The organism is Salipaludibacillus neizhouensis, from assembly GCF_002886185.1.
In the GTDB taxonomy this organism is placed as follows: Bacteria; Bacillota; Bacilli; order Bacillales; family Salisediminibacteriaceae; genus Salipaludibacillus; species Salipaludibacillus neizhouensis.
This window is the reverse complement of the sequence record NZ_KZ614147.1, coordinates 991,791-1,015,611: the sequence shown is the minus strand read 5'-3', so window position 1 is coordinate 1,015,611 and position 23,821 is coordinate 991,791. Positions and strand designations below refer to the sequence as shown.

The 23,821-nt window shown below is 38.5% G+C and carries 30 protein-coding genes and 2 riboswitches; of the genes, 13 read left to right on the top strand and 17 right to left on the bottom strand.

Annotated features, from left to right (window positions below; translation table 11 throughout):
- Positions 1-176: 176 nt before the first annotated feature.
- The gene (locus CEF18_RS21570; RefSeq protein ID WP_110938549.1) at positions 177-2,240 is read right to left on the bottom strand and encodes a beta-galactosidase; all 2,064 of its coding nucleotides are present in this window, start codon (positions 2,238-2,240) and stop codon (positions 177-179) included.
- A gap of 83 nt (positions 2,241-2,323) precedes the next feature.
- Positions 2,324-2,776 (bottom strand): hypothetical protein, encoded by a 453-nt coding sequence (locus CEF18_RS21565; protein ID WP_110938548.1) that lies wholly within the window; start codon positions 2,774-2,776, stop codon positions 2,324-2,326.
- Between CEF18_RS21565 and CEF18_RS26180 the strand changes: the two genes are divergently transcribed.
- A complete protein-coding gene (locus CEF18_RS26180; protein WP_183040989.1) occupies positions 2,766-2,921 on the top strand; it encodes a hypothetical protein in 156 nt (51 codons plus the stop codon). The genes CEF18_RS21565 and CEF18_RS26180 overlap by 11 nt on opposite strands.
- Before the next feature lie 180 nt (positions 2,922-3,101).
- Here the strand turns inward: CEF18_RS26180 and CEF18_RS21560 are convergent, their stop codons facing one another.
- Positions 3,102-3,953, bottom strand: coding sequence for an AraC family transcriptional regulator (locus CEF18_RS21560; RefSeq protein WP_223292426.1), 852 nt, complete (start codon positions 3,951-3,953; stop codon positions 3,102-3,104).
- Positions 3,954-4,458: 505 nt separating this feature from the next.
- Here CEF18_RS21560 and CEF18_RS26175 point away from each other — a divergent pair.
- Entirely contained in the window at positions 4,459-4,632 is a 174-nt protein-coding gene (locus tag CEF18_RS26175; protein WP_183040988.1) for a hypothetical protein, read from the top strand.
- Positions 4,633-5,068: 436 nt separating this feature from the next.
- Here CEF18_RS26175 and CEF18_RS26170 read toward each other — a convergent pair whose 3' ends face one another.
- Both CEF18_RS26170 and CEF18_RS21555 read right to left on the bottom strand, forming a co-directional pair.
- Positions 5,069-5,206, bottom strand: a complete 138-nt coding sequence (locus tag CEF18_RS26170) for a hypothetical protein (RefSeq protein ID WP_183040987.1) — start codon at positions 5,204-5,206, stop codon at positions 5,069-5,071.
- 145 nt (positions 5,207-5,351) lie between these two features.
- On the bottom strand, positions 5,352-5,696 hold the full coding sequence (locus tag CEF18_RS21555) for a hypothetical protein (protein ID WP_110938547.1): 345 nt from the start codon (positions 5,694-5,696) through the stop codon (positions 5,352-5,354).
- Positions 5,697-6,091: 395 nt separating this feature from the next.
- On the opposite strand from CEF18_RS21555, the gene CEF18_RS21550 reads away from it, so the two are divergent.
- The 4 genes from CEF18_RS21550 to galE all read left to right on the top strand — a co-directional run bounded on the left by CEF18_RS21550 (position 6,092) and on the right by galE (position 8,099).
- Positions 6,092-6,304 carry a DUF1659 domain-containing protein gene (locus tag CEF18_RS21550; protein WP_110938546.1) on the top strand — a complete coding sequence of 71 codons (213 nt, stop codon included), beginning with the start codon at positions 6,092-6,094 and terminating at the stop codon, positions 6,302-6,304.
- A gap of 35 nt (positions 6,305-6,339) precedes the next feature.
- Entirely contained in the window at positions 6,340-6,561 is a 222-nt protein-coding gene (locus CEF18_RS21545) for a DUF2922 domain-containing protein (RefSeq protein ID WP_110938545.1), read from the top strand.
- Between the two features lie 84 nt (positions 6,562-6,645).
- The gene (locus CEF18_RS21540; RefSeq protein ID WP_110938544.1) at positions 6,646-6,891 is read left to right on the top strand and encodes a YvrJ family protein; all 246 of its coding nucleotides are present in this window, start codon (positions 6,646-6,648) and stop codon (positions 6,889-6,891) included.
- Between the two features lie 194 nt (positions 6,892-7,085).
- Entirely contained in the window at positions 7,086-8,099 is a 1,014-nt protein-coding gene (galE, locus tag CEF18_RS21535; protein ID WP_110938543.1) for a UDP-glucose 4-epimerase GalE, read from the top strand.
- A gap of 52 nt (positions 8,100-8,151) precedes the next feature.
- On the opposite strand, the gene CEF18_RS21530 is transcribed toward galE, so the two are convergent.
- The 3 genes from CEF18_RS21530 to CEF18_RS21520 all read right to left on the bottom strand — a co-directional run bounded on the left by CEF18_RS21530 (position 8,152) and on the right by CEF18_RS21520 (position 10,075).
- Entirely contained in the window at positions 8,152-8,610 is a 459-nt protein-coding gene (locus CEF18_RS21530) for a VanZ family protein (RefSeq protein ID WP_110938542.1), read from the bottom strand.
- A 96-nt stretch (positions 8,611-8,706) separates the two neighbouring features.
- Positions 8,707-8,988, bottom strand: coding sequence for a hypothetical protein (locus CEF18_RS21525; RefSeq protein ID WP_110938541.1), 282 nt, complete (start codon positions 8,986-8,988; stop codon positions 8,707-8,709).
- A 637-nt stretch (positions 8,989-9,625) separates the two neighbouring features.
- The gene (locus tag CEF18_RS21520) at positions 9,626-10,075 is read right to left on the bottom strand and encodes a YkvA family protein (protein ID WP_110938540.1); all 450 of its coding nucleotides are present in this window, start codon (positions 10,073-10,075) and stop codon (positions 9,626-9,628) included.
- A 603-nt stretch (positions 10,076-10,678) separates the two neighbouring features.
- Here CEF18_RS21520 and CEF18_RS21515 point away from each other — a divergent pair.
- The 5 genes from CEF18_RS21515 to CEF18_RS21495 all read left to right on the top strand — a co-directional run bounded on the left by CEF18_RS21515 (position 10,679) and on the right by CEF18_RS21495 (position 14,477).
- Entirely contained in the window at positions 10,679-11,050 is a 372-nt protein-coding gene (locus CEF18_RS21515) for a PAS domain S-box protein (protein ID WP_110938539.1), read from the top strand.
- Positions 11,051-11,173: 123 nt separating this feature from the next.
- A riboswitch (TPP riboswitch) is annotated at positions 11,174-11,285 on the top strand.
- 217 nt (positions 11,286-11,502) lie between these two features.
- Entirely contained in the window at positions 11,503-12,525 is a 1,023-nt protein-coding gene (locus CEF18_RS21510) for an ABC transporter substrate-binding protein (protein WP_110938538.1), read from the top strand.
- 15 nt (positions 12,526-12,540) lie between these two features.
- Entirely contained in the window at positions 12,541-12,831 is a 291-nt protein-coding gene (locus CEF18_RS21505; RefSeq protein WP_110938537.1) for a thiamine-binding protein, read from the top strand.
- A gap of 151 nt (positions 12,832-12,982) precedes the next feature.
- A complete protein-coding gene (locus CEF18_RS21500) occupies positions 12,983-13,747 on the top strand; it encodes an ABC transporter permease (protein WP_110938536.1) in 765 nt (254 codons plus the stop codon).
- A gap of 1 nt (position 13,748) precedes the next feature.
- The gene (locus tag CEF18_RS21495) at positions 13,749-14,477 is read left to right on the top strand and encodes an ABC transporter ATP-binding protein (protein ID WP_110938535.1); all 729 of its coding nucleotides are present in this window, start codon (positions 13,749-13,751) and stop codon (positions 14,475-14,477) included.
- Positions 14,478-14,546: 69 nt separating this feature from the next.
- Here CEF18_RS21495 and CEF18_RS21490 read toward each other — a convergent pair whose 3' ends face one another.
- Positions 14,547-15,419, bottom strand: a complete 873-nt coding sequence (locus CEF18_RS21490; RefSeq protein WP_110938534.1) for a GNAT family N-acetyltransferase — start codon at positions 15,417-15,419, stop codon at positions 14,547-14,549.
- 212 nt (positions 15,420-15,631) lie between these two features.
- Positions 15,632-15,714, top strand: a riboswitch (cyclic di-GMP riboswitch).
- A 38-nt stretch (positions 15,715-15,752) separates the two neighbouring features.
- Between CEF18_RS21490 and CEF18_RS26165 the strand changes: the two genes are divergently transcribed.
- Positions 15,753-15,902 carry a hypothetical protein gene (locus CEF18_RS26165; RefSeq protein WP_183040986.1) on the top strand — a complete coding sequence of 50 codons (150 nt, stop codon included), beginning with the start codon at positions 15,753-15,755 and terminating at the stop codon, positions 15,900-15,902.
- A 318-nt stretch (positions 15,903-16,220) separates the two neighbouring features.
- Here the strand turns inward: CEF18_RS26165 and CEF18_RS21485 are convergent, their stop codons facing one another.
- The 4 genes from CEF18_RS21485 to galU all read right to left on the bottom strand — a co-directional run bounded on the left by CEF18_RS21485 (position 16,221) and on the right by galU (position 20,059).
- Positions 16,221-16,778 carry a transposase gene (locus CEF18_RS21485; protein WP_223292425.1) on the bottom strand — a complete coding sequence of 186 codons (558 nt, stop codon included), beginning with the start codon at positions 16,776-16,778 and terminating at the stop codon, positions 16,221-16,223.
- Between the two features lie 16 nt (positions 16,779-16,794).
- Entirely contained in the window at positions 16,795-16,953 is a 159-nt protein-coding gene (locus tag CEF18_RS26665; RefSeq protein ID WP_223292450.1) for a transposase, read from the bottom strand.
- 927 nt (positions 16,954-17,880) lie between these two features.
- Positions 17,881-18,723 carry an SGNH/GDSL hydrolase family protein gene (locus CEF18_RS21480; protein ID WP_110938533.1) on the bottom strand — a complete coding sequence of 281 codons (843 nt, stop codon included), beginning with the start codon at positions 18,721-18,723 and terminating at the stop codon, positions 17,881-17,883.
- A 439-nt stretch (positions 18,724-19,162) separates the two neighbouring features.
- The gene (gene galU / locus CEF18_RS21475) at positions 19,163-20,059 is read right to left on the bottom strand and encodes a UTP--glucose-1-phosphate uridylyltransferase GalU (RefSeq protein ID WP_110938532.1); all 897 of its coding nucleotides are present in this window, start codon (positions 20,057-20,059) and stop codon (positions 19,163-19,165) included.
- A 322-nt stretch (positions 20,060-20,381) separates the two neighbouring features.
- Between galU and CEF18_RS21470 the strand changes: the two genes are divergently transcribed.
- Entirely contained in the window at positions 20,382-21,197 is an 816-nt protein-coding gene (locus CEF18_RS21470) for a serine/threonine protein kinase (protein WP_183040985.1), read from the top strand.
- Here the strand turns inward: CEF18_RS21470 and CEF18_RS21465 are convergent.
- From CEF18_RS21465 to CEF18_RS21455, 4 genes are all read right to left on the bottom strand, one after another.
- The gene (locus CEF18_RS21465) at positions 21,166-21,336 is read right to left on the bottom strand and encodes a hypothetical protein (RefSeq protein ID WP_183041012.1); all 171 of its coding nucleotides are present in this window, start codon (positions 21,334-21,336) and stop codon (positions 21,166-21,168) included. The two genes, CEF18_RS21470 and CEF18_RS21465, sit on opposite strands and share 32 nt — an antisense overlap.
- A 175-nt stretch (positions 21,337-21,511) precedes the next feature.
- A complete protein-coding gene (locus CEF18_RS26905; RefSeq protein WP_259457896.1) occupies positions 21,512-21,646 on the bottom strand; it encodes a hypothetical protein in 135 nt (44 codons plus the stop codon).
- Between the two features lie 74 nt (positions 21,647-21,720).
- Entirely contained in the window at positions 21,721-22,572 is an 852-nt protein-coding gene (locus CEF18_RS21460) for a DegV family protein (RefSeq protein ID WP_110938529.1), read from the bottom strand.
- Between the two features lie 381 nt (positions 22,573-22,953).
- Positions 22,954-23,406, bottom strand: coding sequence for a hypothetical protein (locus tag CEF18_RS21455; protein WP_110938528.1), 453 nt, complete (start codon positions 23,404-23,406; stop codon positions 22,954-22,956).
- Positions 23,407-23,821: the final 415 nt, after the last annotated feature.

Sequence of the window (23,821 nt, the reverse complement as noted above, 5' to 3'; positions counted from 1 at the left end):
TCCAGCGGCATCGTGCTCATTGCATCAAAAAGACACTAAAAATGTAAAACAACTTTGATGTGTCCTTCTATTAAACCTTACTAAGCTTATTATTGGGAATAAATTCAACTTCTATTTCCCGTCCTGCAAAGCAAAACGCCTCCCCCATTAAAAAACAGGAAAGGCATACTGCATTACTATCTATTCCGTTTTAAAATCGATATTCCGTAAAGTGGAAGGTCCACACTAGTTACTGTGGTATTATCCTGCACACTCACATACTGCTGATCATCCAGCTGAACAGTTTGTTCCTCTGAACTAAAGTTCATGATAAATACATAGTCAGTCTTCCCATCCGTACGCATTTGCGCTGTAACACCGGCTGGTAAAGTTGTGTTCACAACTTTTTTAACACCTGACTCTTCAATGATTTTATCAAAAAACGCTTGATTAAAAGATTCTTCATTTCGTGATGCTACGTAATAGGCTTTCCCTTTGCCAAATGTATTCACTGTTAACGCAGGACGCCCCGCATAAAAATCAGAGCCATAGGTAGCTAGAACTTCAGCACCTTCCGTATGAATGAGATCGCAAAGCTCCACGGCATCAAACGTTCCATTTAAACCTAGATTGTTGTTTTTAGACATAACAACGCTATTTTTTTGGCCGTCATGCAAACCATCGATTTCTTCAGACCAAATACCTAATGTTTTTCGTAATGGGCCTGGGTAACCACCAAGGAAACTTAGATCACTTTCATTCACAATCCCTGACCAATATGTCGTGATCAAAGTTCCGCCATCATCTACAAACTTTTCCAACCTTTCTCCTACTCCTGATCTCACCATATATAACATTGGTGCAACGATCACTTTGTACTTTGAAAAGTCACTATCCATATCAATGATGTCTACAGGAACACCACGTTCCCAAAATGGCTTGTAATGGTTTTCCACTGTCTTTTCATAGTGAATCCCAATGTTACGAGGTCCTTGTGAATCTTTAACCGCCCATCGGTTTTCCAAATCAAATACAATTGCAACCTCTGGCTCAATGCTAGTTCCTACTACTTCGGATAACTCATACAAGGTTTGACCGAGTTCCGAGACATCCTGGAAAATTCTCGTATGCTCGTGTCCAACGTGATCCACCACTGCTCCGTGGAATTTCTCACTAGAACCACGACTTTTTCTCCACTGAAAGTATTGCACTGTATCTGAACCGTGCGCGACTGCCTGCAATGACGACAGTGCATGCATTCCTGGTTTTTTAAGCTTACTTACCTCCTGCCAATTTGTTAAGCTTGGCGTACTTTCCATGAGCATGAACGGCTTTCCGCCCTTGATTGAACGCATCAAATCATGGTTAAAGGAAATCCAGATCGCATGATCACTCTCTTCTTCTGATCTGTGCCATGTAGGATAAGAATCCCATGAAATGATATCTAACTCATCAGCAAATTTAAAGTAATCCAACGGTTCAAATCCGTCCATAAAGTTCGTTGTGACTGGGATTTCCGGATTCACTTTTCGTAGAGGGGCTACCTCGTTTCGAACAAAATCAATCGTAAGATCCGTGATGAATCGTTTCCAATCTAAGTTCAAGCCATGGACTGATTTTTCTCCGTGCGGCGCAGGTGATACGACTTGTGACCAAGCCGTAAGCGTGTGACTCCAAAACGTTGTCCACCATGCCTCATTTAACTTTTCTAAAGAACCGTACCGATTTTGTAACCATTCTGTGAAATTCCCCTGACAATGATCACAATGACAGAATCCGCCGTTGAATTCATTGGATATGTGCCAACCAATGACTGCGGGGTGATTGCCGTAACGTTCTGCTAGTTTTGTATTAATAATACTTACTTTTTCCCGATATACTGGCGAGGAGTAACAATGATTATGACGTTCCCCTTGTAAATTTCGAACGCGATTTGCCCCCGTAATCAAGACTTCCGGATATTTTTCTGACAGCCATGCTGGACGAGCGCCACTTGGCGTTGCAAGAAAAACATAAATCCCGTTTTCAGCGAACGTATCAAGTACATGATCAAGCCATCCAAACTCAAATTTACCCTCTTCCGGTTCCAGAGAAACCCATGAAAAAATGCCAACAGACATCACGTTACATTTCGCAAGTTTCATAAGACGAATATCTTCTTCAAAAACGCCGGGGTATTTAAGCCATTGCTCGGGGTTATAATCTGCACCGTGTAACAACTTTGGAATCTTACTACTGATTGCAGAATACTTCTTAGACATGTAATCACCTTTTTCTATGTTGTGTTAGTAGAATTCAGTATAGAAGATTGCTTTTTATAACGCAGACCGAATCAATATTTGCGTTATCCTTTCGTTCCTCCTGCTGTTAATCCAGCAATGAGATATCGCTGTAAGAATAAGAATACCAGCGCAATTGGGATCGCTAATAAAATCGCTCCTGCAGCAAAACGGGTGAAGTTATTATCAAATTCGTTACTAACAAAATTAAATAAACCAAGAGCCAAAGTGAAATTTTCCTCACTTCGCAAGACAATTCTCGGAAGTAGAAAGTCCATAAATGGCATCATAAATTGGAATAAAGCGACAACTACGGAAAAGAAAGACGTGAATCCGGCAACAATTAAGCTGTTTTTATACCAAGTTACATACCGATCTCTTGGGTCATCAACAAACAGCCATTTGTAATGTTCTAAACTCCAATTTTCTGGAATCATACTTGCCGAAAACATGCTTCGACCTGGATTTAACGACATTCCTACCGCCCAAAAGAGGGGATAAGCAATAATGACAAACATGACTGCAAAGATGAGATATATTCCGATAACTTCTAGTCTGCTTTTAGTTTTTGATTTAAGTAATTATTTCCCCTCTCTTTTTATAAAAGAATATAATGCCATTGTAATCGATTACTTTATTGTTTTGTATGAATATATTCTTTAATTATATGAACATATGAAACTTAGTTAATTAAATTTCTTAACATTTTCTAAACATAAATGCTCTGTGCGTTTTATAAAAGGAAGAGGGACACAAAAGAATAAAAGAGGAAATGGAGGAGTATAATCCGGTCATTCATTAATCCATCTAGTAAAGTTGTAGGGGGAAATAAGATCCCCTTTGCTAAAATGGGACACTAGGTGTTTTCATTTTTTTGAAGGTCTCGGTATTTTTTAGGAGTAATTCTTCTATTTTTTTATATGTTGCCACAAAATTACTTACATCATTAAAACCTACTAGATAAGCAATATTTTTCAATGGAATCTCTTGATTTTGAACGATAATTTCTTTCGCCTTTCGAATTCGAAGCTGGATAAGAAAAGAATATGGACTAACACTAAACGTATCTTGAAACAACCTGTTTAAATATTGCGAGCTGACATTTAAATGATTAGCCATGTCCTGGAGACCTATTTCTTCTGCATACACTGTTTCAAGCCACTCTACTATTGGACGTATTTTATCATAAAAGTGAGATAACGACGGCTGATTGTTTTTCTGACCATATTTACGGAGATTAATGAGAAAAGTATATAGACTGTTAGATAGTTCTAATTTAGAGAACTCTGATCCCTCTTCGATAATCTTCAACATTTCCATAATGATCGTAATGAACTGACTTTGATCCATCTCTGTATAAAGAGTTGAAAAATTTAATTTCAGCGAATCCAAAATAGTCCCTACAGAAGCACCACCAAACGTTACATAAACCGTTGACCACTTCCCTTTCGAAACAGAATACGAATGTGGTGTATACGGTTTCAATAGAACCCCTCTTCCTTCAGACAGAATATACTCCTGCCCGTTAAAAGAAAACCTCCCCTGTCCTTCGACTGTTTGCAACCAATGGTAGTAAGGGTACCCTTCATCTCTTCTAAAATCCTGCTCTTGGGGATTGTAACCAACACTTTCTACAAACAACGGCAGAATATCCTCCACGGTAACAAACGTATGCCTTACCTTTTTATAATGCATTATTCCACCACCTTTATGCTACAGATCATTGCTAGGAAATTAATTTTATTATAGCATGTTGAAATTTTCTTAAGAAAATTCTTTTCGTTTGTAAATTTAGTTAATATATCAAGGCTGATATAGCAATTTACAAATGTAAACGGATGCAATTCATAGTCTTCTCCCTCCGCAATAAGTGATTAGCGCCATTCCAAGAATGCCTAGCTGACCGAGTAGCGCTAAAAGCACTAGTTAGGTTCACTCACGCAAACACTCTAGTGTGACTGTCTCCGTAGTATCTAGTTAGTGACATTCAGATGCAGCCGTGGCGTTTGAGTGTCTCTATACGGTCTCATTTTGTGGCTTTTAAGGTAAAGGACTAGACGATTTTTACTCATACTAAGTCAGGAAACACCGCGAATTTCATCTGAAACAAAATTAGACATTTTTTAAAACATCGTTCAACAACCTTCTAATGATGAAAGGTTTAAACTATATATATACTATTTTCATTGAGGTGATTTTTATGAAACTAATAACGTTTGACACCAGTTCCAAACCTAGTTTGACATGCGCAACAATTTTTGAACAAGTTAGCATGTGGTTAAGCGCCAATCCAAATGTGATGGTAAAGGAAATACAAATGAATGAAAGCGACGCACGTTTACTGTACGAATTTCATGAGACTGCTTTTGAGTAAATAATATTCTATATCTAGTTCCAATACGGGACAGGCAATGCGCAAAGAAAAATGATAAAACCTCTATAAACAGGCCCTCGTATTGGGCCTGTTTTTTAGTGCCTCTAGTAGCATAAACTGTGAAACTCCGTAGAATTCGCCTCGTTAAAAATTATTTCCTCCTCCCTCCCCCTTTTTCCCCTGCCGCTTGTACTTGTTTAGCGAAAGGAGATCTTGTTGCTAAACGAGGAGCTCGACTTGTCGAACGAAATGTGGAAACAATTGAGATTGATATGTAAGAAACGCGTAGCATAAAGATAGCTGTCAACTTATAAATTCTTAACTTTTAAGAAAAACCCGGAGAGCCTTCTCTCCGGGTTTGATTGTATCCTATAAGAATAAATTCAACTTATTACTGTTAGGTTGAACTTTATTGAGCAGATTTATATAGAAATAACTAACCCCTTTGCTTCGGCTGTAGATCTTGCAGTCTATTTCCAATATGTTGTACCATTTCTTGTGCGTCAATTTCTGGATTTTTAGATGCTGTATTTTTAAATTCAACTAATAACTTTTCTAAGTTTAACGAGTCCACTTTCTATTGCCTCCTAACAAGCAAGATGTAGTTATTGCTTCTATTTCACTTGTTAGAAATACCCGATTATTGCTTACTTAAACAAAATCCCCCATTATTATTCAGTTAAAGATTCCACAACATTAGGAAGCAGAGAACCGTCCCTTCAGCTTCGTTTCGTGAGATTTGGGATTTTCTTTTCAAAGAAGATGTAGGACATTATTCTTATAATGACGGAATAGAGTGCAATGACGCCAATTAAATCCCCAATGTCCCCGAGTGACTCTGTTGCCAACAACCACACGGCAATCGCCCCCATAATGATTGCTCTTGTGTTACCTGACACACCATTCAAAGGTTTCCAAAACCCCCATAAGCTGCTTACTTCTTTCTCCAACTCATAAAAGCACACATAATGAAAAGGTTTGATTCGGAAAAAATTCGATGCTGTTATTAGCTGATCTCGATCTTTAATTTCTTTAAAACAATATCTACATATATTTGGACCCATTTTCATTTCCTTTCACTATCTGTTTTTTTCATTATAACAAGCCATCTACCCTATCACCAACCTCAAAGAATGAAATTCAGCAGAGATTTCAGTGTTTTTTAGCTTCCGATAGCTCCATTCATTGAAGGATATTCTGCATAAGTGTCGCTATCATCGCTGTTTAGCGACACTTAGATGACTTGCTATAGTCTCACATAGGAACACTCACAAGCGATTAAGCTAATGAATATCCCTTAACGACTCTATTTAACTCCACACATATGACAGATACCTTTCCCATTTCTGCAAAATTCAAATATTTTTCGTTCAATCCGGCTACAAACAAAAATCTCCCTCTACTCCTCCTCCTTTTCCAGCTTTTACGTGTACTTGTTTAACGAAAGGAGGTGATCACGATGAACAACGCCTTAGACTCCCGCTTATCTCTTACTTTTAATATTGGGTTTGATGAAAAAGGGGACCTGAAGTTTCAGACGCGCAATTTTCAAAATGTAAAACCGAGTGCGTCCGACGCAGAAGTTTACCAAACAGCGATTGCATTATCCTCTCTCACAAAGTTTGAGCTGGATAAAGTCGAACGACACAACATGTATGAATTAAACGCCTAATTTTAAAACATTCTTTCAAAAGGAGGTGAACGACCATGACTAAACGCTTGGAATTACTATTTACTGATACGCTTAAAGGAAATGTGACAATCGGCTTGGATGATCCGATCGAACCGGTTGATGCTGCTGCAATATCCAGTGCAATGGATATCATTATTGCGCAAGGAGCATTAACTTCTGCGAAAGGAGATCTTGTTGCAAAACGAGGGGCTCGACTTGTCGAACGAAATGTGCAAACAATTGAGATTGATGTGTAAGTTAAACGTACGCTATTTTTGCTAAATGAAACCGGAGAGAATTCCCTCTCTGGTTTTTACCCACAACGAAAGGAGAAAACAAACATGGAACTATGGTTGAGTGCCATTGGAGAATATGGATTTCCTATTGTTGTGACATTTTATTTACTTTACCGTATTGAAAAGAAGCTGGATCAATTGAATCATTCGGTTCTGCAATTGCAAAAAATTCTGCCTTTTCTCTACTCTAAAGCTAACAATGATGGACAAGTTATGTATCCACCTACCCATTCCTATGACGCCGATTACTCCAAAGTTAAATTGGCAAGTGAAAATGAAATGCTACTCTAATAAGGCAAAGAGGCTGAATCTATTATCAGCCTCTTTATTTACCGGTTCTGTTCATTCCAAAGTCAACATTCATTCAAAACATATAAGTTGCTTTGTTAATCATTTTTAATTCCCCCTTGATAATGACCTTATCCATAAAATATATGGTAAAATGTTGAAAAGGTTTATTCGAAAATAAGGCAGGGGGAAATGACATGGCAATTTTAGTTACTGGTGGTGCAGGCTATATCGGGACTCACACGTGTGTCGAATTACTAAATGCGGGGTATGATATCGTCGTTTTAGATAACTTATCGAACAGTAAGTTTGAATCCATCAAACGAGTAAAAGAGATTACAGGAAAAGACTTTCCTTTTTATGAAGGAGACCTCTTACATAAGGAGAATATTCAAGACGTGTTTACAAACGAAGCAATTGATGCTGTCATTCATTTTGCAGGCTTAAAAGCTGTTGGAGAGTCCGTTGCAAAACCTCTGTATTATTTTCATAACAATATAACAGGCACGCTGATGCTTTGTGAAGTCATGAAAGAGAATGGTGTGAAAGATATCGTATTTAGTTCCTCCGCCACGGTTTACGGCATGCCAGAAAGTGTGCCAATTTCGGAAGACTTTCCATTGAGTGCTACGAATCCTTATGGCCGATCGAAGCTAATGATTGAAGAAATTCTTCGGGATCTTTACGTATCTGATTCTGATTGGGGAATCACATTATTACGGTATTTCAACCCAATTGGCGCCCATGAAAGCGGGAGAATCGGAGAAGACCCGAACGGAATCCCCAACAATCTAATGCCTTATATATCACAAGTAGCGGTTGGAAAACTGCCTCAACTTCAAGTTTTTGGTGATGATTACGCAACCACAGACGGTACGGGAGTAAGAGATTATATCCATGTGGTTGATTTAGCTAAAGGTCATTTAAAGGCCCTGGAGAATATTAAGAAATCTAGAGGAGTTAACGTCTATAATTTGGGGACAGGCAAAGGTTACAGCGTTTTAGAAACGGTCCAAGCATATGAAAAAACATCCGGAAAAAAGGTTCCGTATCAAATTGTTGATCGCAGACCCGGAGATATTGGCGTCTGTTATGCAGATCCTAGAAATGCAAAAGAAGGTCTTGGATGGACTGCAGAAAAAGGGATGGAAGAAATGTGCCGTGACTCATGGAAATGGCAGAAAAATAATCCTCACGGGTATGGAGAATAATTAATCGAAAAAACGAGTTGCTTCTTATATAGGAAGCAACTCGTTTTTTTATTCAGCGTGATTTTTTCATCTTTTTTATCTTAACAACTAGCAAATACAGCCCAATTCCGGCACTGGCCCCACCGCTATCAATCAGGACATCCCTCACTTCCCCGCTTCTGCCGGGAATAAACAACTGATGCACTTCATCTGAAATGGCATAGAGAACACCTATAACTAAAGCTGAAGCTGCCCCTTGATAACCACGAACACCACTTCGCCTCATCGCATGAAGTACCAGCAAGCCAAGTGTCAAATACGCAAAAAAGTGAGCATTTTTCCTTACGATATGATTAAAGTAACTCATATCAACATCGAGATTCGGAGCGATACTTTCCACGGTAGATAAAATAACTTCTGTAATGCCTGTACTCAACTCGCTGGATTCCGTTGCCGGCTGGTGTGATAGATAAAAGATTAATGCCATCCAGCTAACCGCAGCTGTCCAGGAGAATGTTTTGTTTAATGTCATAGTTATGAAATCCTTTTTAGTAAAATTATTTTGAGTTTACGAGTGTTGATAGTCTCGTGAACTAAGAGTAACTTGAAAAGAAGCTGAGAACCGTTTCTACGGATCCAAATGATAATTAAAACGCAGTTTATTATCGTTGCTTATTTTTTCTAAAGTGGCATTATATTGGTGTTCGATGGCAGATTGTTCTTCGTATGAATAGAAAGAAATCAGATACACCACTTCTTGAAGTCTTGCTCGTAAACGAGGAAGATAATGACTCAAGTCAAACAAAGCTCCTTCTTTATCCTGACTCGGAGTGGTCTCAATGACGTTAATCTCATACGCAATTTCTGCTTTTCTTACAGCAATAGCCTCTACTAATAGTGGTGTTGTCATCTTATACATCCTTCGCTTATTAATTTTAGCATAAGAAGGAAGAAAATATTCATCTCAATACCAATCTATATCTCTAATTATTAAAACTATAATGTCTAATCTTATTCAGTACCAAAGACTAGATTATAGACCCATATAAACGATATTCGCTGAATATATTTTATTTAGTACCATAACATTATACCTAATAAAAAGTCAGTCAGAATTTGTCGGATACCCATTAAAATATTTTTTTATAATAAACACCTCTAAAAAAAGGACCTTGGCAGTCTTTTGAATAAACTTTGAGTCTCCGTATTTATTTTATTGCTTCTTTATAAAGGAGTTGGAAGAATTACCACTCCCTTTCCGTGGATGATCCGCAAGCCTCCTCGAGCAAACGATCGCTCTGTGAGTCTCGCAGATTTAAAATTCCCCATAGAGACTGAAGCATTGCCCCACGGAAAGCTTCAGCCTAGAGAGGATTCGAGCCCTTCTTTTTGAAAGGAAACAACTATCTCTGAAAATTTTCAAACTCCCCTTTTAGAAACATAATCCGAATCTATACTTTCTATCTATAAAAAAAAGCCTGTTTAACAAAGGGTCCGGAAAACCTTTTTAAACGAGCTCTTTAGCTTTAAATAATGTAAATCATTTTTTAGTTGTCTGTTGGCAAAAACTTTTCGTCAATATTGTCCAGCCCTTCTCCAAACCAATCCTTTATTTTTGTGTAAGCCTTGATTTTCGTGTCTTCACCTATGTGAGATCCTACTTGGTAAATGGCATAAACAATAATTGCCAGATCATCGGTAAATCCAATAGCTGGTATCATATCAGGGATGACATCGACCGGCAGGATCAAATACCCTAATGCTCCTGCGATAGTTAGTTTCGCCTTTGTCGGAACATTAGGATCCTTCATCGTATAAAACAGGATCAAGCTGTAATAAACAAGTTTAGATCCCATTTTTACAGCTGCTGATTTTAGCTTGCTCCAAAATTTATTTTCATCATAATTATTGGCAGATGCTTTGATTAATAAATCATGATCTATACTTTCCAGTTTATTTTGGTCCTTTTCTTCTTTTTTTCCAAACCATTTCCCCATCTAAATCCCTCCCTAACCTTTATATAAGATTATTCGATTTTTTCTTTATTTATAGCAGAACAAAAAATACATCATTTCGTGGTTTTTCGACTAAATTCCATAGTCTTTTGTACATTATACTTCACTTTTCCACAAATATAAACAAAAAATGATATTTATAAACAGTATATCACCTTATAATTTCTTTATTAAGAACGTTTTTAACAAGTATGCAATATACTTGTTCAATAACTTATTATAGTTCAAAAGAATTACAAAAAAACTATTTTTTTCTATATAATGTGACCAAACGTCCCTTTTATGAGTAACAAACAACTGTTAAAATAGTAAATGCCTAGGATGTTGTAGCTAAACACTAATAATTTCCGTTTTATACTTCTGTAATTTGTTTTCTACGTTGTTCGTTTTAATGAATTGCAAATAGAGGAGGAACTATGTTGAAAATTTGGTACTCTCTCGCTATCATAAATATTGGTCCGAAAAACATCGTGTATCTGGGTCCTATCAATCTCATAAATTCATCCCCCATCGTAACCTGTACAAGTTTTATCAAAACGGAAAGTAACTCTACTCAGAATTTTTGACGCATAAGGAGAACAAACAATGGATATTTCTTGTAAAAAGATTTTAAAAGAAAACAAAAACTACTATCAATCATTTTATCAGTATAATCCCGATGCCATTCTATCTTTTGATTTAGCAGGGATTATTTTAAACGGTAATGAGTCTGTAGAAAATTTAACTGGTTATTCAATCAGAGAGCTTCGCGGTTCTAGATTAAATTCTCTCGTTATTGAAGAAATAGACTCCAACCTTTTACACTATCTATTAATCAAAGCAGAGGAAGGACTTATTGAAAATACGAAGGTGGCTATTCGCAATAAGTCTGGAGAACGGGTTGAATTAGCCATACAAACGGCACCTCTATTTGTAAATGATGATGTAATCGGAATATATGGCATCCTAAAGGGATAACAGAAGGGACGTTTCACTGCTTCCTTTGGAAGCAGTGAAACGTCCCTTCTCTCTTGTTTTATTTTTTTATCTGTGGCAAGATAAGGAGTGAAGATTCTTAATTTGATTGAATTGAATAGCTTTTTTTCAATGTAGGGGGACCAGTGTTGGCTGGTTGAGATTGTATCCGTGAGATACTTACTCTTAGAACCTGATCTGGCTAATTACCAGCGTAGGGAACATATGTAATTTTTGGATGTGACTATATATGCGCTCTAGGCTTAAGCCTGGGGTGCATTTTTGCGTACTAAAACAAATATGTTCCTTGGCAAATTTTTCGGAACCGCCTCTTACAGAAAATTGCTTTCTTGCACTTTCTTTTTATGTTAAAAGAAACCGAAAAAGCGTAAGGGAGCGAATTCAAGTAATACCTTATTACAAAACATCTTATAGAAAAAACGGAGGGATTCTACATGAAAAAGCAATTATTTTCAATTTTTACGATACTGTTCGTGATGACGGCTTGTGGAAATACAAATGAAGCGCCCAGTGAAGAAAATCAAGCAAATGGGCAAAATGAGCAAAAAACAGAGGAATTAGAAAAAATCGCAATGGTCCTTGATTGGACACCAAATACGAACCATACTGGTTTATACGTTGCACAAGCGGAAGGATATTTTGAAGAAGAAGGATTAGATGTAGAGATTTCTTTGCCTGGTGAATCCGGTGCCGATCAAGTTGTTGCATCCGGCCAATCAGACTTTGGGATTAGCGCCCAGGAAACGATAACGGAAGCGCGAATTCAGGATATCCCGATAGTTTCTATCGCAGCTGTCATTCAGCATAATACATCTGGATTTGCCTCTCCTGCTGATAAAAACATAACTTCTCCTGCCGATTATGCCGGAAAAACCTATGGTGGCTGGGGGGCGCCTGTGGAAGAAGCCGTTATTGATTCATTAATGAGACAAGAAGACGCTGATGTGGAAGACTTGGAAATTGTGAATATGGGAAATACTGATTTTTTCACAGCGATCGAACGTGATGTTGACTTCGCCTGGATTTATTATGCCTGGGACGGGGTCCAAGCAGAATTGCGTGATATCGATCTTAATATGCAATATCTGACTGATTACTCTGAAGATCTTGATTATTACACGCCAGTTATTACAACGAACGAAAGCATGATTGAGGAAAACCCGGAAACGGTCGAAGCATTCATGGCCGCTGTTTCTAAAGGGTACGAATATGCAATTGAAAACCCGGAAGAAGCTGCTGATATTTTAATAGAGGCTGTACCTGATTTAGATGAAGAGCTGGTTCAAGCCAGTCAAGCTTGGTTGTCGCCTAAGTATCAAGATGATGCGGAACAATGGGGCATACAAGATCAAGAGATTTGGGAAAACTATTCTAATTGGATGTATGAGAATGAATTAATAGAAACAGAGTTGGATGCTGAGAATGCATTTACGAATGATTTTTTACCTAAAAACTAAGTGAGGTGTTTTACAATGGCGAATGCCCTTGTCAGTATACAAATTATCCCGAAAACGAAAAACGGGGAAGATGTGATTCCTTATGTAGATGCAGCGATTGACGTGATTGAAAAGTCCGGTGTGAAATACCAGGTGAATCCCCTGGAAACGACGATGGAAGGCGAGCTAACCGAGCTTTTTGCGATTATCGAAAAAATGAACCATCGAATGGTTGAACTCGGTAGTGAAAGCATTATCTCACAAGTCAAAGTGTACTATAAACCTGAAGGTGCTTCGATGGAAGTATTGACGGAGAAGTACCGGTAAAAAAGGAGAGGCAATCAATAGCAAAATGAAGAGTGTCTCTCTATGTTTTTTGATAATGAACGGAAATAATGTTTTTATTAAGTCATTGGAAAAGATCCAGTCGAATGGAGGTGCGGGGTGCTTGCGAGAACTGGCAAGGCCCCTATAGCTTATGAAAATAATGCTGGCTCGAGGATGGCGGCCGTTAATGGTCATCATCCTTTTACTGATTATATGGGAGGCGTGCAGCCGGTTGTTTGTGATTCCGACATGGCTGTTGCCGGCGCCTTCGGATATTGTGAAAGAGGGGGTAACGAGTTGGTCCGTCTATAACCATCATTTGTTTTCAACGACGAAATTGTCGGTTATTGGGTTTGGAATCGGTGTGAGTGTTGGGCTTATTGTGGCTACGATGCTTCATTTGCTTCCGCCGGTGCGTCAGGCTTTTTATCCTTTATTGATTTTGTCACAAAACATTCCGATCATTGTGCTCGCGCCGTTGCTAGTGATTTGGTTTGGGTTTGGGATGCTTCCGAAAATACTGATTATCACACTCGTTTGTTTTTTCCCGATCACGGTTGCTACGTTGGATGGTTTTCGGCAAACGAGTCCGGAATTATTGCATTATATGCAAATGGCTGGGGCCTCGAAGCGTCAAATTTTTGCTAAATTACAGTTTCCGCATGCGTTACCGTCGATTTTTTCTGGAGTGAAAATTTCCGCCACTTATAGTGTGATGGGGGCCGTTATTTCTGAATGGCTCGGAGCAAACCAAGGGATTGGCGTTTACATGACGCTTGCTCAATCGTCTTTCCGAACGGATCGGGTGTTTGTCGCGATTGGGTTCGTGATGGTTTTATGTTTGCTGTTTTTCGGTTTAATTGTCATGCTAGAAAGGTTGCTTATTAAATCGCGGAACACGGAGGGAGGAAAGTGACATGAGTGAGCTTGTCATTGAAAAAGTCACAAAGTCATTTGCTGATAAGAAGGTGTTAGAGGACATTTCGTTCACGGTAAAAGAGGGGGAATTCGTCTCCTTGCTTGGGCCATCGGGAAGTGGAAAAAGCACGTTATTTCATTTGATCGGCGGTATGTACAGTCCGGATTCAGGTGCTTTTTATTTGGATGGGAAGAAGATCAATGGAAAACGCGGTGCGATTAGTTACACGCCACAAAGTTCCTCCCTCTTTCCATGGCGAACGATTCTCGATAATGTTGTGCTCGGTGCGGAATTATTTGCAAAACCAAACTATGACCAAGCACGTGAAATGCTTGAGAAGGCAGGGTTATCTGGCTATGAAAATGCCTACCCTCATCAGTTATCCGGTGGTATGCGTCAACGGGTCGCTTTTGTCAGGTCATTGCTTAGTCCTCAATCTTTTATATGCTTGGATGAGCCATTTTCCTCGTTGGATGAATTTACCCGTTTGGAAATGCAGAGATGGTTGTTATCGATTTGGGAAGAAAATCGAAAGTCTGTGTTATTCGTAACTCATAATATTGAGGAAGCAATTTATTTGTCCGATCGAATTATTGTTTTATCCAGCAATCCAGCAACAACCAAACGTGAATTCACCATTCCATTTGCTCGTCCGCGCAAGGAAGAACTACTGCTTAGTGAAGAATTCCTGCAATGGAAAAAAGCTGTTTACCAGGAATTGCGTTAGGAGATAGGGGACGGTTCTCTGCTTCCTTTTTTTTGTTAGGGTGCTATCGGTCCCATCACGAGAAGTAAGTTATGAAGCAGAGAACCGTCCCTTCGCTTCCCCGTACAGGGTCCAGAGGGATGGGAATTCGAATGGGTGGTTTGGTGGCAGTGCTTGGACTTCTTCCTTCGTTAAATCCATCCAGATGTATGTATTCTCGCCCGTTTGAGCAGTTAATTGGCGGTGCGCATGTGCGATGGTCTCCCACAGTCCTTCTTGTGAAGAGAAATCACTCCAAGGGTACACGACATGCAGATAATGAGTTTCCTTTTGATCGTGCTTTGTAATAACAAAGCGGGTTTTTTCTGCGTTTTCATAGAAAGTCCATTTATAGAGTATTTCTTCTTGAAATAACTCTTCGGAAGCTGGAAAAGGATAATAACATTCATACGGGAATAGTTTGGTTTTCTTGACGTATTCTTTGTGAAGCCATTCTTTTTTGCGTGTGATCGATTGAATCGGTTGCCAGGTGCCGACACCTGTTTCTAGCTCAGAAATGTCTTTTGAAGTGGCAACATACATTGCGTCATGGGGTGTTAACCCTATTTTTTCGAGCACGCGACGGGCAGGTTTATTGTGTTCTTCGGTGTTCGCGCCGACCCATTTAATGCCGCTCATTTCAAGCGCTTTTTTCCGCAAAAAAGCCATCATTTCTGTTGCAAATGACCTTCCCCTGTAACGACGATCGCTTCGTAATCGTCCAAGCATCGCATAACGATTTGCGTAAACAGTAAAACCCCCTACGCATGCCAGATTTCCCTCAAAAAATAGTCCGTACAAACAGTTATTAGCGGTCGTTAGGCGAGAAAAAAATAGTTTAATATAATCATTTTCCAAACCAGTATCCATCGCCTCAAAAAGGTAGTAATCTTCCTTGGTTAATAAACGAATCATCTTAGTCATGGTTAGTGCCTTCTTTCACAAATTGGGTGGGGACATGGGGACGGTTCTCTGCTTCCTTTTAAATCTAGTTTAAGCTTTTGAGAGTTTTCCCGGCAGAGAAGAACGAACACATATCTATTTCTATTATATACATATTTTTTATATAGGAGAAACAGGTGGCTTTGCAAATGAAGAAGTTTGAATGGAATGTATTCGGGGAAAGCATAAATAATGATTATAAAGGGCAAAATTACTGAAAAGTGATGACGCAAAGCTTAGGGGCTAAAGTTTTTCACTATGCCAGCCAGCTACCAACTTTCACCTCTCTGCGAAAGTAAAATAGGAGGTATTAGGATGATGAAAATAATATGGAATGATTTTTTTGGCAGTTACTATATGTACCGTTATAATCGATGCGGTGAAAATGAAACTGAAAAGAGAAGCCAATTAATAAAAAAGGTTATTTATCATCAAGAAAGAATTTTGAAAATCAAACTGTCTTAGATGGCTCTTCTGCGCTGATTTTTGCTGTATTGGAATATGGTTTCACCTGTAAAAAGTTAAATATATCTTAAAACAGTTTTATAAAACAAATTTGCTAGTCAGGTTGATGTGAGAAGTTTTATTTTTCTTACATTGGCCTGACTTTATTATTTGATTAATTATTCTAAGCCCCTGCGTTATAAAACTATATGCAGAAAGCCCCAGTCTGTAAAGAATCGAGTAGCTCACATTCGAATGGGTATAATTATCAGATGTTCCTCTCATGAAAACTACGTTGAATGGAATATAACGATGCAGAGAACCGTCCCTAAGCTCTACCTAAGCTCTAAACACCAGGTTTGCGGAGACGCCAAATATTCTTGCTGCTTGACGTTGGGATATTCCTTCGACTTCTTTTGTTTCTCGTAATACGATGTCTCTTTTTAACTTAGGGAGACTTTTTACTTGTGCGATCTCAACCTCGCCAAGAATCTTTTTGATTTCCATTCGCGCTTCTTCATCTGTAAACCTTTTTCTTTCCGTTACTCGATCATCAAGGCATTCATCATCATTCGTTTTCTCGTTAAATTCTTTAAACTTCATTTTTGCGACAGCGGCATCATCGGAAAACATTCTCAAAATCACATCATCATCCAACATAAATCTTGAAAAACTCACTTTTTGACCGTAATAACCAGAGCAACTGCTCCATCGCCATTCATCAACACTCTTTGCTATCCCAGCTTTTACAGGGTTTTGGTGGATATATCTAATTACCCTCAGCAAATACATATACGTTTCCACATTTTCACTTTTGAACCTGTCCTGAAAAAGATGTCCGGTAGTTTTGTACTTCAAATTATAATACCAGACAAAACTCACTCCGATTCGCTTCATCGTCGTAGAAATATCTTCATTCCTCCTTTAAGAGAAGATGTACATGGTTATTCATCAAACACCATGCGAAAACTTCCATCTCTGATTTTATTTTGTATTTTTCAACAGTCTCCAGAAATGTCATGCAATCTTCATCGTCATGAAAAATTTCCTGTTTGTTAGCCCCCCTCAACATCACATGATACACCCTACTCCTACTCTTCACCCTAGCTCCACGAGGCATGCTCATCACCTCCAAACATAGGGACGGTTCTCTTGCTTCCTTTGGGAATTAACCAATTAAAGTGATTCTGGAACAGCATAATAAAATAGGGGATGGTCTTTAGCAGATTTACGATACATTCTTCGATTGGGACAGGGATTATGCTCAATATATTCACGCATGTTCTGATGAATCTTACTGACACGTTTCATTCCTCCAATATGTGTGCTGGTTTTTTATGGAACAAAGGGGTATAAAAAGGGGGGCGAAATATCAAGGAGATCATGTTTAATTGGTGAACTAGTAGATTTTTAAGTTTTTAAATTGCAGGGATGGTTGAAGTCAGAAAAATTTGATTGGTAAACTTTTTGGGGTAATAAAAGGGTTTCGGGAAGTTTGATGACGCGATGAAAAAAGAAGGTCACAGGAGTTTTGGTATTTCTTCGAAGATCGTTCGATGGATAAACAACGATGGCTATTGCTATAAATAAATCTGATTTCCTAATGATCATAATTATTCGCGGCAGGATGTATGAGTAGATTATCCTCTACCTAATCAGGAAAAACTCAATTTGAATAAAATACAGAATCGCGTTTAATAAATCTATCATATACTAATTCAGTCAATTTTTCACCATTAAAATAGTAATGTTTCCTGCAAAAATTTAAAATGAACTTTTGCAGGGAACAATAGCTATCTTTTTAATTTATTTAACAATGCTTCACTGAACTTTTCAGCCGAATCATCGATCGCTCCAGTGTACTTAATATCTAAGTACATTTCGAATATATCACTCAGAGTTCATTGGAAAAATAGAGATTCTCTACGTCATCTCCGAAAAAATGAGCATTCACTTATTCACGATTCTCCGTCAATAACAATGAAGCACAGAACCGTCCCTACTGCTTCGTTAAATACTCGACGATATAGTCGGCCCAGAGTTGGTGGCCTGCTGTGTTGGGTCTACTGTTTTCTAAATATTGTTTTAGATTCTCAGGATCATCGGTGTCTGGCCAATTTTCCCAGTGGTTTGCGTAATCAAAACCTTCTTTTTCCGCAAAATTAGCGAGGTCTTCTGTTGTTTTCTCTGTATAATAATCTGCGTCCGCAAGAGGGTTTGCAGGCATGAGAATGACACTCGTGTCAGGAAGATCTTTTTCAATTGTTGATAACAGGATTCTCAAATTGCTTAACGTATCTTCCATTTGAATCACATTGACATCATTCAGAATGAAGGGTTCGACAAACAAGATGTCTGGATTACTCTCAATCACCATGTCTACATAGTCTGAATCGATAACATCAATAGAGAGAGTTACACCTACGTCTATGATGGTCGAACTAATATCTTGATTATTGAGTTGAGATTCCAGTTCTGACGAAACGAGATACGGCCAGCTTTCTTTTTCACCGGCGTCGTTTACTAATGAAGATGAACCTAAAAAGCTGAGTCGGATTTCGTTAGCTTTGTTTTTCTCTTCCACCCAATCACCTAAAATGCCTTCTATTTCAGCCGGGGTTTCTTCCTCCTCATATTCTAAAGAAAATGCAACCTCGCTCTCCATTTCCTCCACCTCAGTTGGTTGTTCTTCAGGTTCCCCCAAATCTGACATCACTACTACGCTCGATTCTGTTTTCGCAGCAGTTGCAATGTTAGCTAACTTATCTTTGTAATGAACATAACCAAAGAGGGTAGTTGCGATGCTCAAACAGATAAACATAATAAAAAGTAAGTTCTTCAAAAAAGATAACCACCTTTCCAAAAAGTCGCGAGATACACTCTATCCTAATTCCCGATGGCCTTGTTAAATTCCTTCAAATCCTTCTTACTTTTCATCGCCTATTACCGACATAGAATGCAAGGTGGATGCAGGGGACGGTTCTCTGCTTCAGTCGTGCGGACTTCTCCCCTGATTCTGGGATTATCTAGGTATCATTTAAATCTATTACCCCAATATGCCATTTAAATATCTATCTATTAAGGTTTACCTGATATGACTGTACAAGAAAAAGCAGATACCTAAATCGATATCTGCCGCGATTAATGAATGGGTATTTAATTTTTCCCCAGGAGCACTTTTTCGCAGAAGTTTTGGCATCTTATGACTTTACGAATTTATCCGCAACCACCAATATAGCCCCATACAGCCACAGTTTTAAAGTAAGGTGCCATCACTTATCTTAAGATAGTTTTTCTTCTTCCAAATAACTCTTTGTTATTTGATTCAAATAATCGAGCACGTCTTTTTGCAAATCTTCTCTTTGCAACGCGAAATCTATCGTTGCTTTGACAAATCCCAGCTTATCACCAACATCATAACGCTCACCGGAAAACTCGTAAGCCAAGACAACTTGCTCTTCATTCAGTTTCTTAATGGCATCCGTTAATTGAATTTCATTTCCCGCTCCCGGTTCCAACTCATCCAGAATCCGAAAAATTTCCGGACGCAACACGTAACGGCCCATAATCGCAAAATTAGAAGGAGAATCTTCCTGCTTTGGTTTCTCAACCAAGTCCTTCACATGAATAACACCCTTTTCAACCTCTGTTGACTTTGGTGATACGATTCCGTACTTAGAAACATCTTCATCAGAAACGGGTTGCACCCCGACAACGGAAGAATTGTACCGGTCAAATACATCGATAAGCTGCTTTAAACAAGGAGTTTCAGACTGAACAATATCATCTCCAAGTAATACAGCGAAAGGTTCGTCACCAATGAAGTGCTTGGCGCAACCAATAGCATGTCCAAGTCCCCGAGGTTCTTTTTGACGGATATAATGAATATTTGCCATATTGGATATACCTTGTACTTCCGCTAGCAGCTCCATTTTTTCTTTTTTCAATAACGTTTCTTCCAGTTCATAAGACTTATCAAAGTGATCCTCAATCGCACGCTTCCCGCGACCACTTATAATAATAATGTCTTCAATTCCAGATGCAACCGCTTCTTCAACGATGTATTGAATCGTTGGTTTATCAACAATAGGAAGCATTTCTTTCGGTTGTGCTTTCGTTGCCGGCAAAAACCTTGTCCCTAGTCCTGCAGCAGGAATAATTGCTTTTTTCACTCTCATCATTTGTGCCCCCTATGATTAATCATTCCCTTTTATATCCGAAGAAAGGAAGTTTCACGCTTGATTACTAATATGTATTCGTTTTTGTAACAATTAACATGTGAAATTAGTCACACAGTCTATCATGATTGAGAAGAGTTAATACTATTATCCATCAATATATTAATTTTACCAAATAACAGGATATAATACTCTGTTTTTTAAAATTAAATTTCGTAAATTTATGTACTCACGGTCCCCTTAACAAAATGAAGCAGAGAACCGTCCCTGCGCTTCCGATGGTATAATGGGATAAGGCTAAGGAAGGGTGGGGGGTGGTCAGGTGATTATACTTAAATTTTTCAAACGACTATTTCGGCTATGTATCGATCGCCACTATAAGCGTCATGCGGTCATCCGTCATTCCTATAGAGTTCAATCGTTGCTTGGGGTTGGAAGCTATGGGACGACTTATCTATGTAAAGATCTAACTACCAATCGCATTTGTGTCGTAAAACAGATGACAAAAAGCAAACGCAAAAAAGTCATCCAAGAACAATTTAAACAAGAAACAACCCTTCTAGCACAATTAAACGAGACGAACATTCCGACATTATATGACTCTTTTATTTTTGAGAATACCCTGTTTATTGCGATGGAATATATGGAGGGAATAAACCTGGAAGATGTGCTTTTTCTCAAAAAACAACGGTTTTCCGAAAAGGAGTCCTTACTATTAATCCATGAATTGATGCAAATTCTAGCAAGTATCCATTCATCGGGAATCGTACACGGAGATATTCGAATCCCTAATGTCATCCTGCAGGACGCTTCCAAGCCCGCTATTATTGACTTTGGCTTAGCCAAGCAATGGAAGAGTGCGTCTGACCAATCTGATCCGAAGGCAAATGAGACAAAGCTCGCACTTCTAAGAGAGGACTTTTATGACTTAGGGGACTTATTGCTTTTTTTACTCTATTCTAATTATGATTCCGGGATAAAAAAAGGACGTCCTTGGACCGAGGAATTAACCCTGCATCCAAAAACGTCTCACCTTTTAAAGCGATTACTTCGTATGGAAAAACCTTATTGGAACATTACTGAGATCATGGAAGATGTCACGCAAGCTATTGCTCAATTGCATAGCAACAAGCATTAACTGCTGCTCCCATACCCTTTTCTTTTATAACGGTGACTTCCGTGGGAAGAAGATCTGCGTCGATCACTGCTGCTGTATTGTCTTCCGCGTCCGCGATAATGACGATCACTTGAACTATACGACCGGTGCTTTCTTCCACTGCTGCTGCCCCGACTGCTCATTAATTTTTTTAATATCTTAAACATGTCCAACACTCCCTTTTGTTGTGAGAACTCTAAATAATTTTAAATCCTTAAATGCAACGATAGTTACTATAATAATACCACACCCAAAGATGATCAGCGTAGCTTAATGAATATCAAACGAGCTTATACTTATCGTAGAAAGCTTGTGTTACGTGCCCAGGTAACTTTGGAAGGATCAATGATTAGAAAACGATCATCTTTTGCTCTACCAAGCAACATCGCATCTAAAGTCTCCCCAAATTTAGTTGCCCCTGAATATTCCATATCCAATTATCTACTAAAATAAACGTATAATCGCGAAAGTCTCTCTGAATCTAAAATGAAGCAGAGAAACGTCCCTATGCTTCCAAGCCTGCGACGCCGAAGCCGCCGGGGCCGGCATGGGTGGAGATCATCGCGCCGGCTTGAATCCATTTAACATTTTTGAAGCCGGCTTCCTTTGCGATGTCATCCATTCGCTCCTTGATACTTTCATCAAGACCGATGGAATATTGAAAATACAGTTGTTCCCGGTCGATATCGTATTTGTTTAGAAAATCTGACAGCAATTTTTCGGCGACGCGGTTCATTTTCCCTCGATACTTTTTGGTTGAAACGAGGTTTCCGTCAATTAATTCTATAAGTGGCTTTATTTTTAACAAAGCTCCTCCAAGATAGGCCGCATTACTTACACGACCACCTGCTCTCAAAAAATCCAGCTTGCCCGGAACGAAAGCGAGTCTTGCTTTTGGAACGATGGATTCAATTTTTTTAATTAAATGAGCGGGTTCAATCCCAGGATCATTCTCCAATACGGAAACGGCATACATCACCACTACCATTAGTCCCCCTGTCACGTTCAACGCGTCTATTAGAAAGAGATCCTCAAAATCCTCGGAAGCCAGAACTGCATTTTGAAAGGACGAGGATGCTTTTGATGTGTAACCAATGTGAATTATAATGCAATCCGGAAAATCCGCTTTGATCTCTGCGAAAAAGTCATGATATTCATAGGCATTCGTTGATGTAGTGGTCGGTATTTTTTTCGTGCGATCATAATAGTCATAAATATCTTGTACAGGCAAGGAACCATCAAGATAATCTTGATCGTCCATGATTACGTGCATTGGGACGACTTGGACATCATGTTTGCTGGCTAAATCGTGTGGCAGATCTGCTCCACTCTCTGTCGACAAAATAATTCTGCTCATAAGTATATCTCCTCATTTCCAAGTATCTATAGGAATGATCCTCATGGTGTCAATAGTTGATTCAAAGCCTTCCCTAGAAAAGGAAGAACTGTACTTTTAATTATAAAGGAAATAATGGAGGTATGTGAAGTTTGAAGAAATATATTTTACTATCAGTCGTGGGTTTTGACGCGGGATAGATTAGATGACCAGGTTTTCGTGTATGATCTCATTTAAAGGCTAATGACAAATGTGGGGTGACTTACTTTTTATGGCATGACAACTACCTTTGCGTCACACCTATTTTCTTTCCAAGCCAATAACCCCTGATTATGGCGTTATTCCTTGCTGCGTTGCCTTTAGTATTACCGTCGTTAAAAAGAAGTAGAGAAACATTCCCTCTCACAGACCTATTTTCACTATCAGCATTCCGTCTTTAATTTCTATGTTTTTAAGGTTACCGATTGGGACACTCTTAATCTTTTCAATTTGATTTAGATCAAAACTAATGATTTCATTACTATAAAAAACATAAGGAGATTTATTTTTAAGTAATTTTTTATTTAACCAATTACAATGAAATGGTTTCACTTTTTTCACTCTGAAATGGATAATCCTATTTTGCGTACATTCGGGAACCAAACTCATTGAGAAGTTAATCGTCATCGTGATTTTCTTGACGGATCCAGTTACAATCAATAATCCATCGTGGAATTCAACAGCTGAAATGCTTATATTTTCGTCTTTAATATTGTCCTGCAATAGTTGTAATATCTTATCTTTCGAAACCCTTATCGGTGCTCCGTTCTTATTAAATTTGAAAGCAGTTCTTGTCATTTCCCCTAATAATCCCATCACGATCACCTCTTTTCAATATATACAATAAGAAAAACGCGTAGCGTCTTTTATTAAATACAGCGTGATCTTTAAAGCCACCATCACTTAAGTATCAAGGGTGGGTTTCCCTTGATACTTGTGGCGTAAAGATAGCTGCTAATTTTATAAATTCTTATCTCTTAAAGATAAAAATGGTTCCTTTTTTCCCTTCCGAAGTGAACGTTTAACAGTCTTTATGTCTAATTCTATTTTACTATATAAATCCTAATAAACAACTACAATTTTCAAAAAACTATCTTTTATGTATAATTGTAATAGTTATATAGAACTAGGTTAAAGATGAGTGATTTGAATGGATAGATTTACAGATACGTCAACGAATCCTTTCTTAATCTCAGCTTATAATCAGCGGACTATAAGCTAATGCTTATGG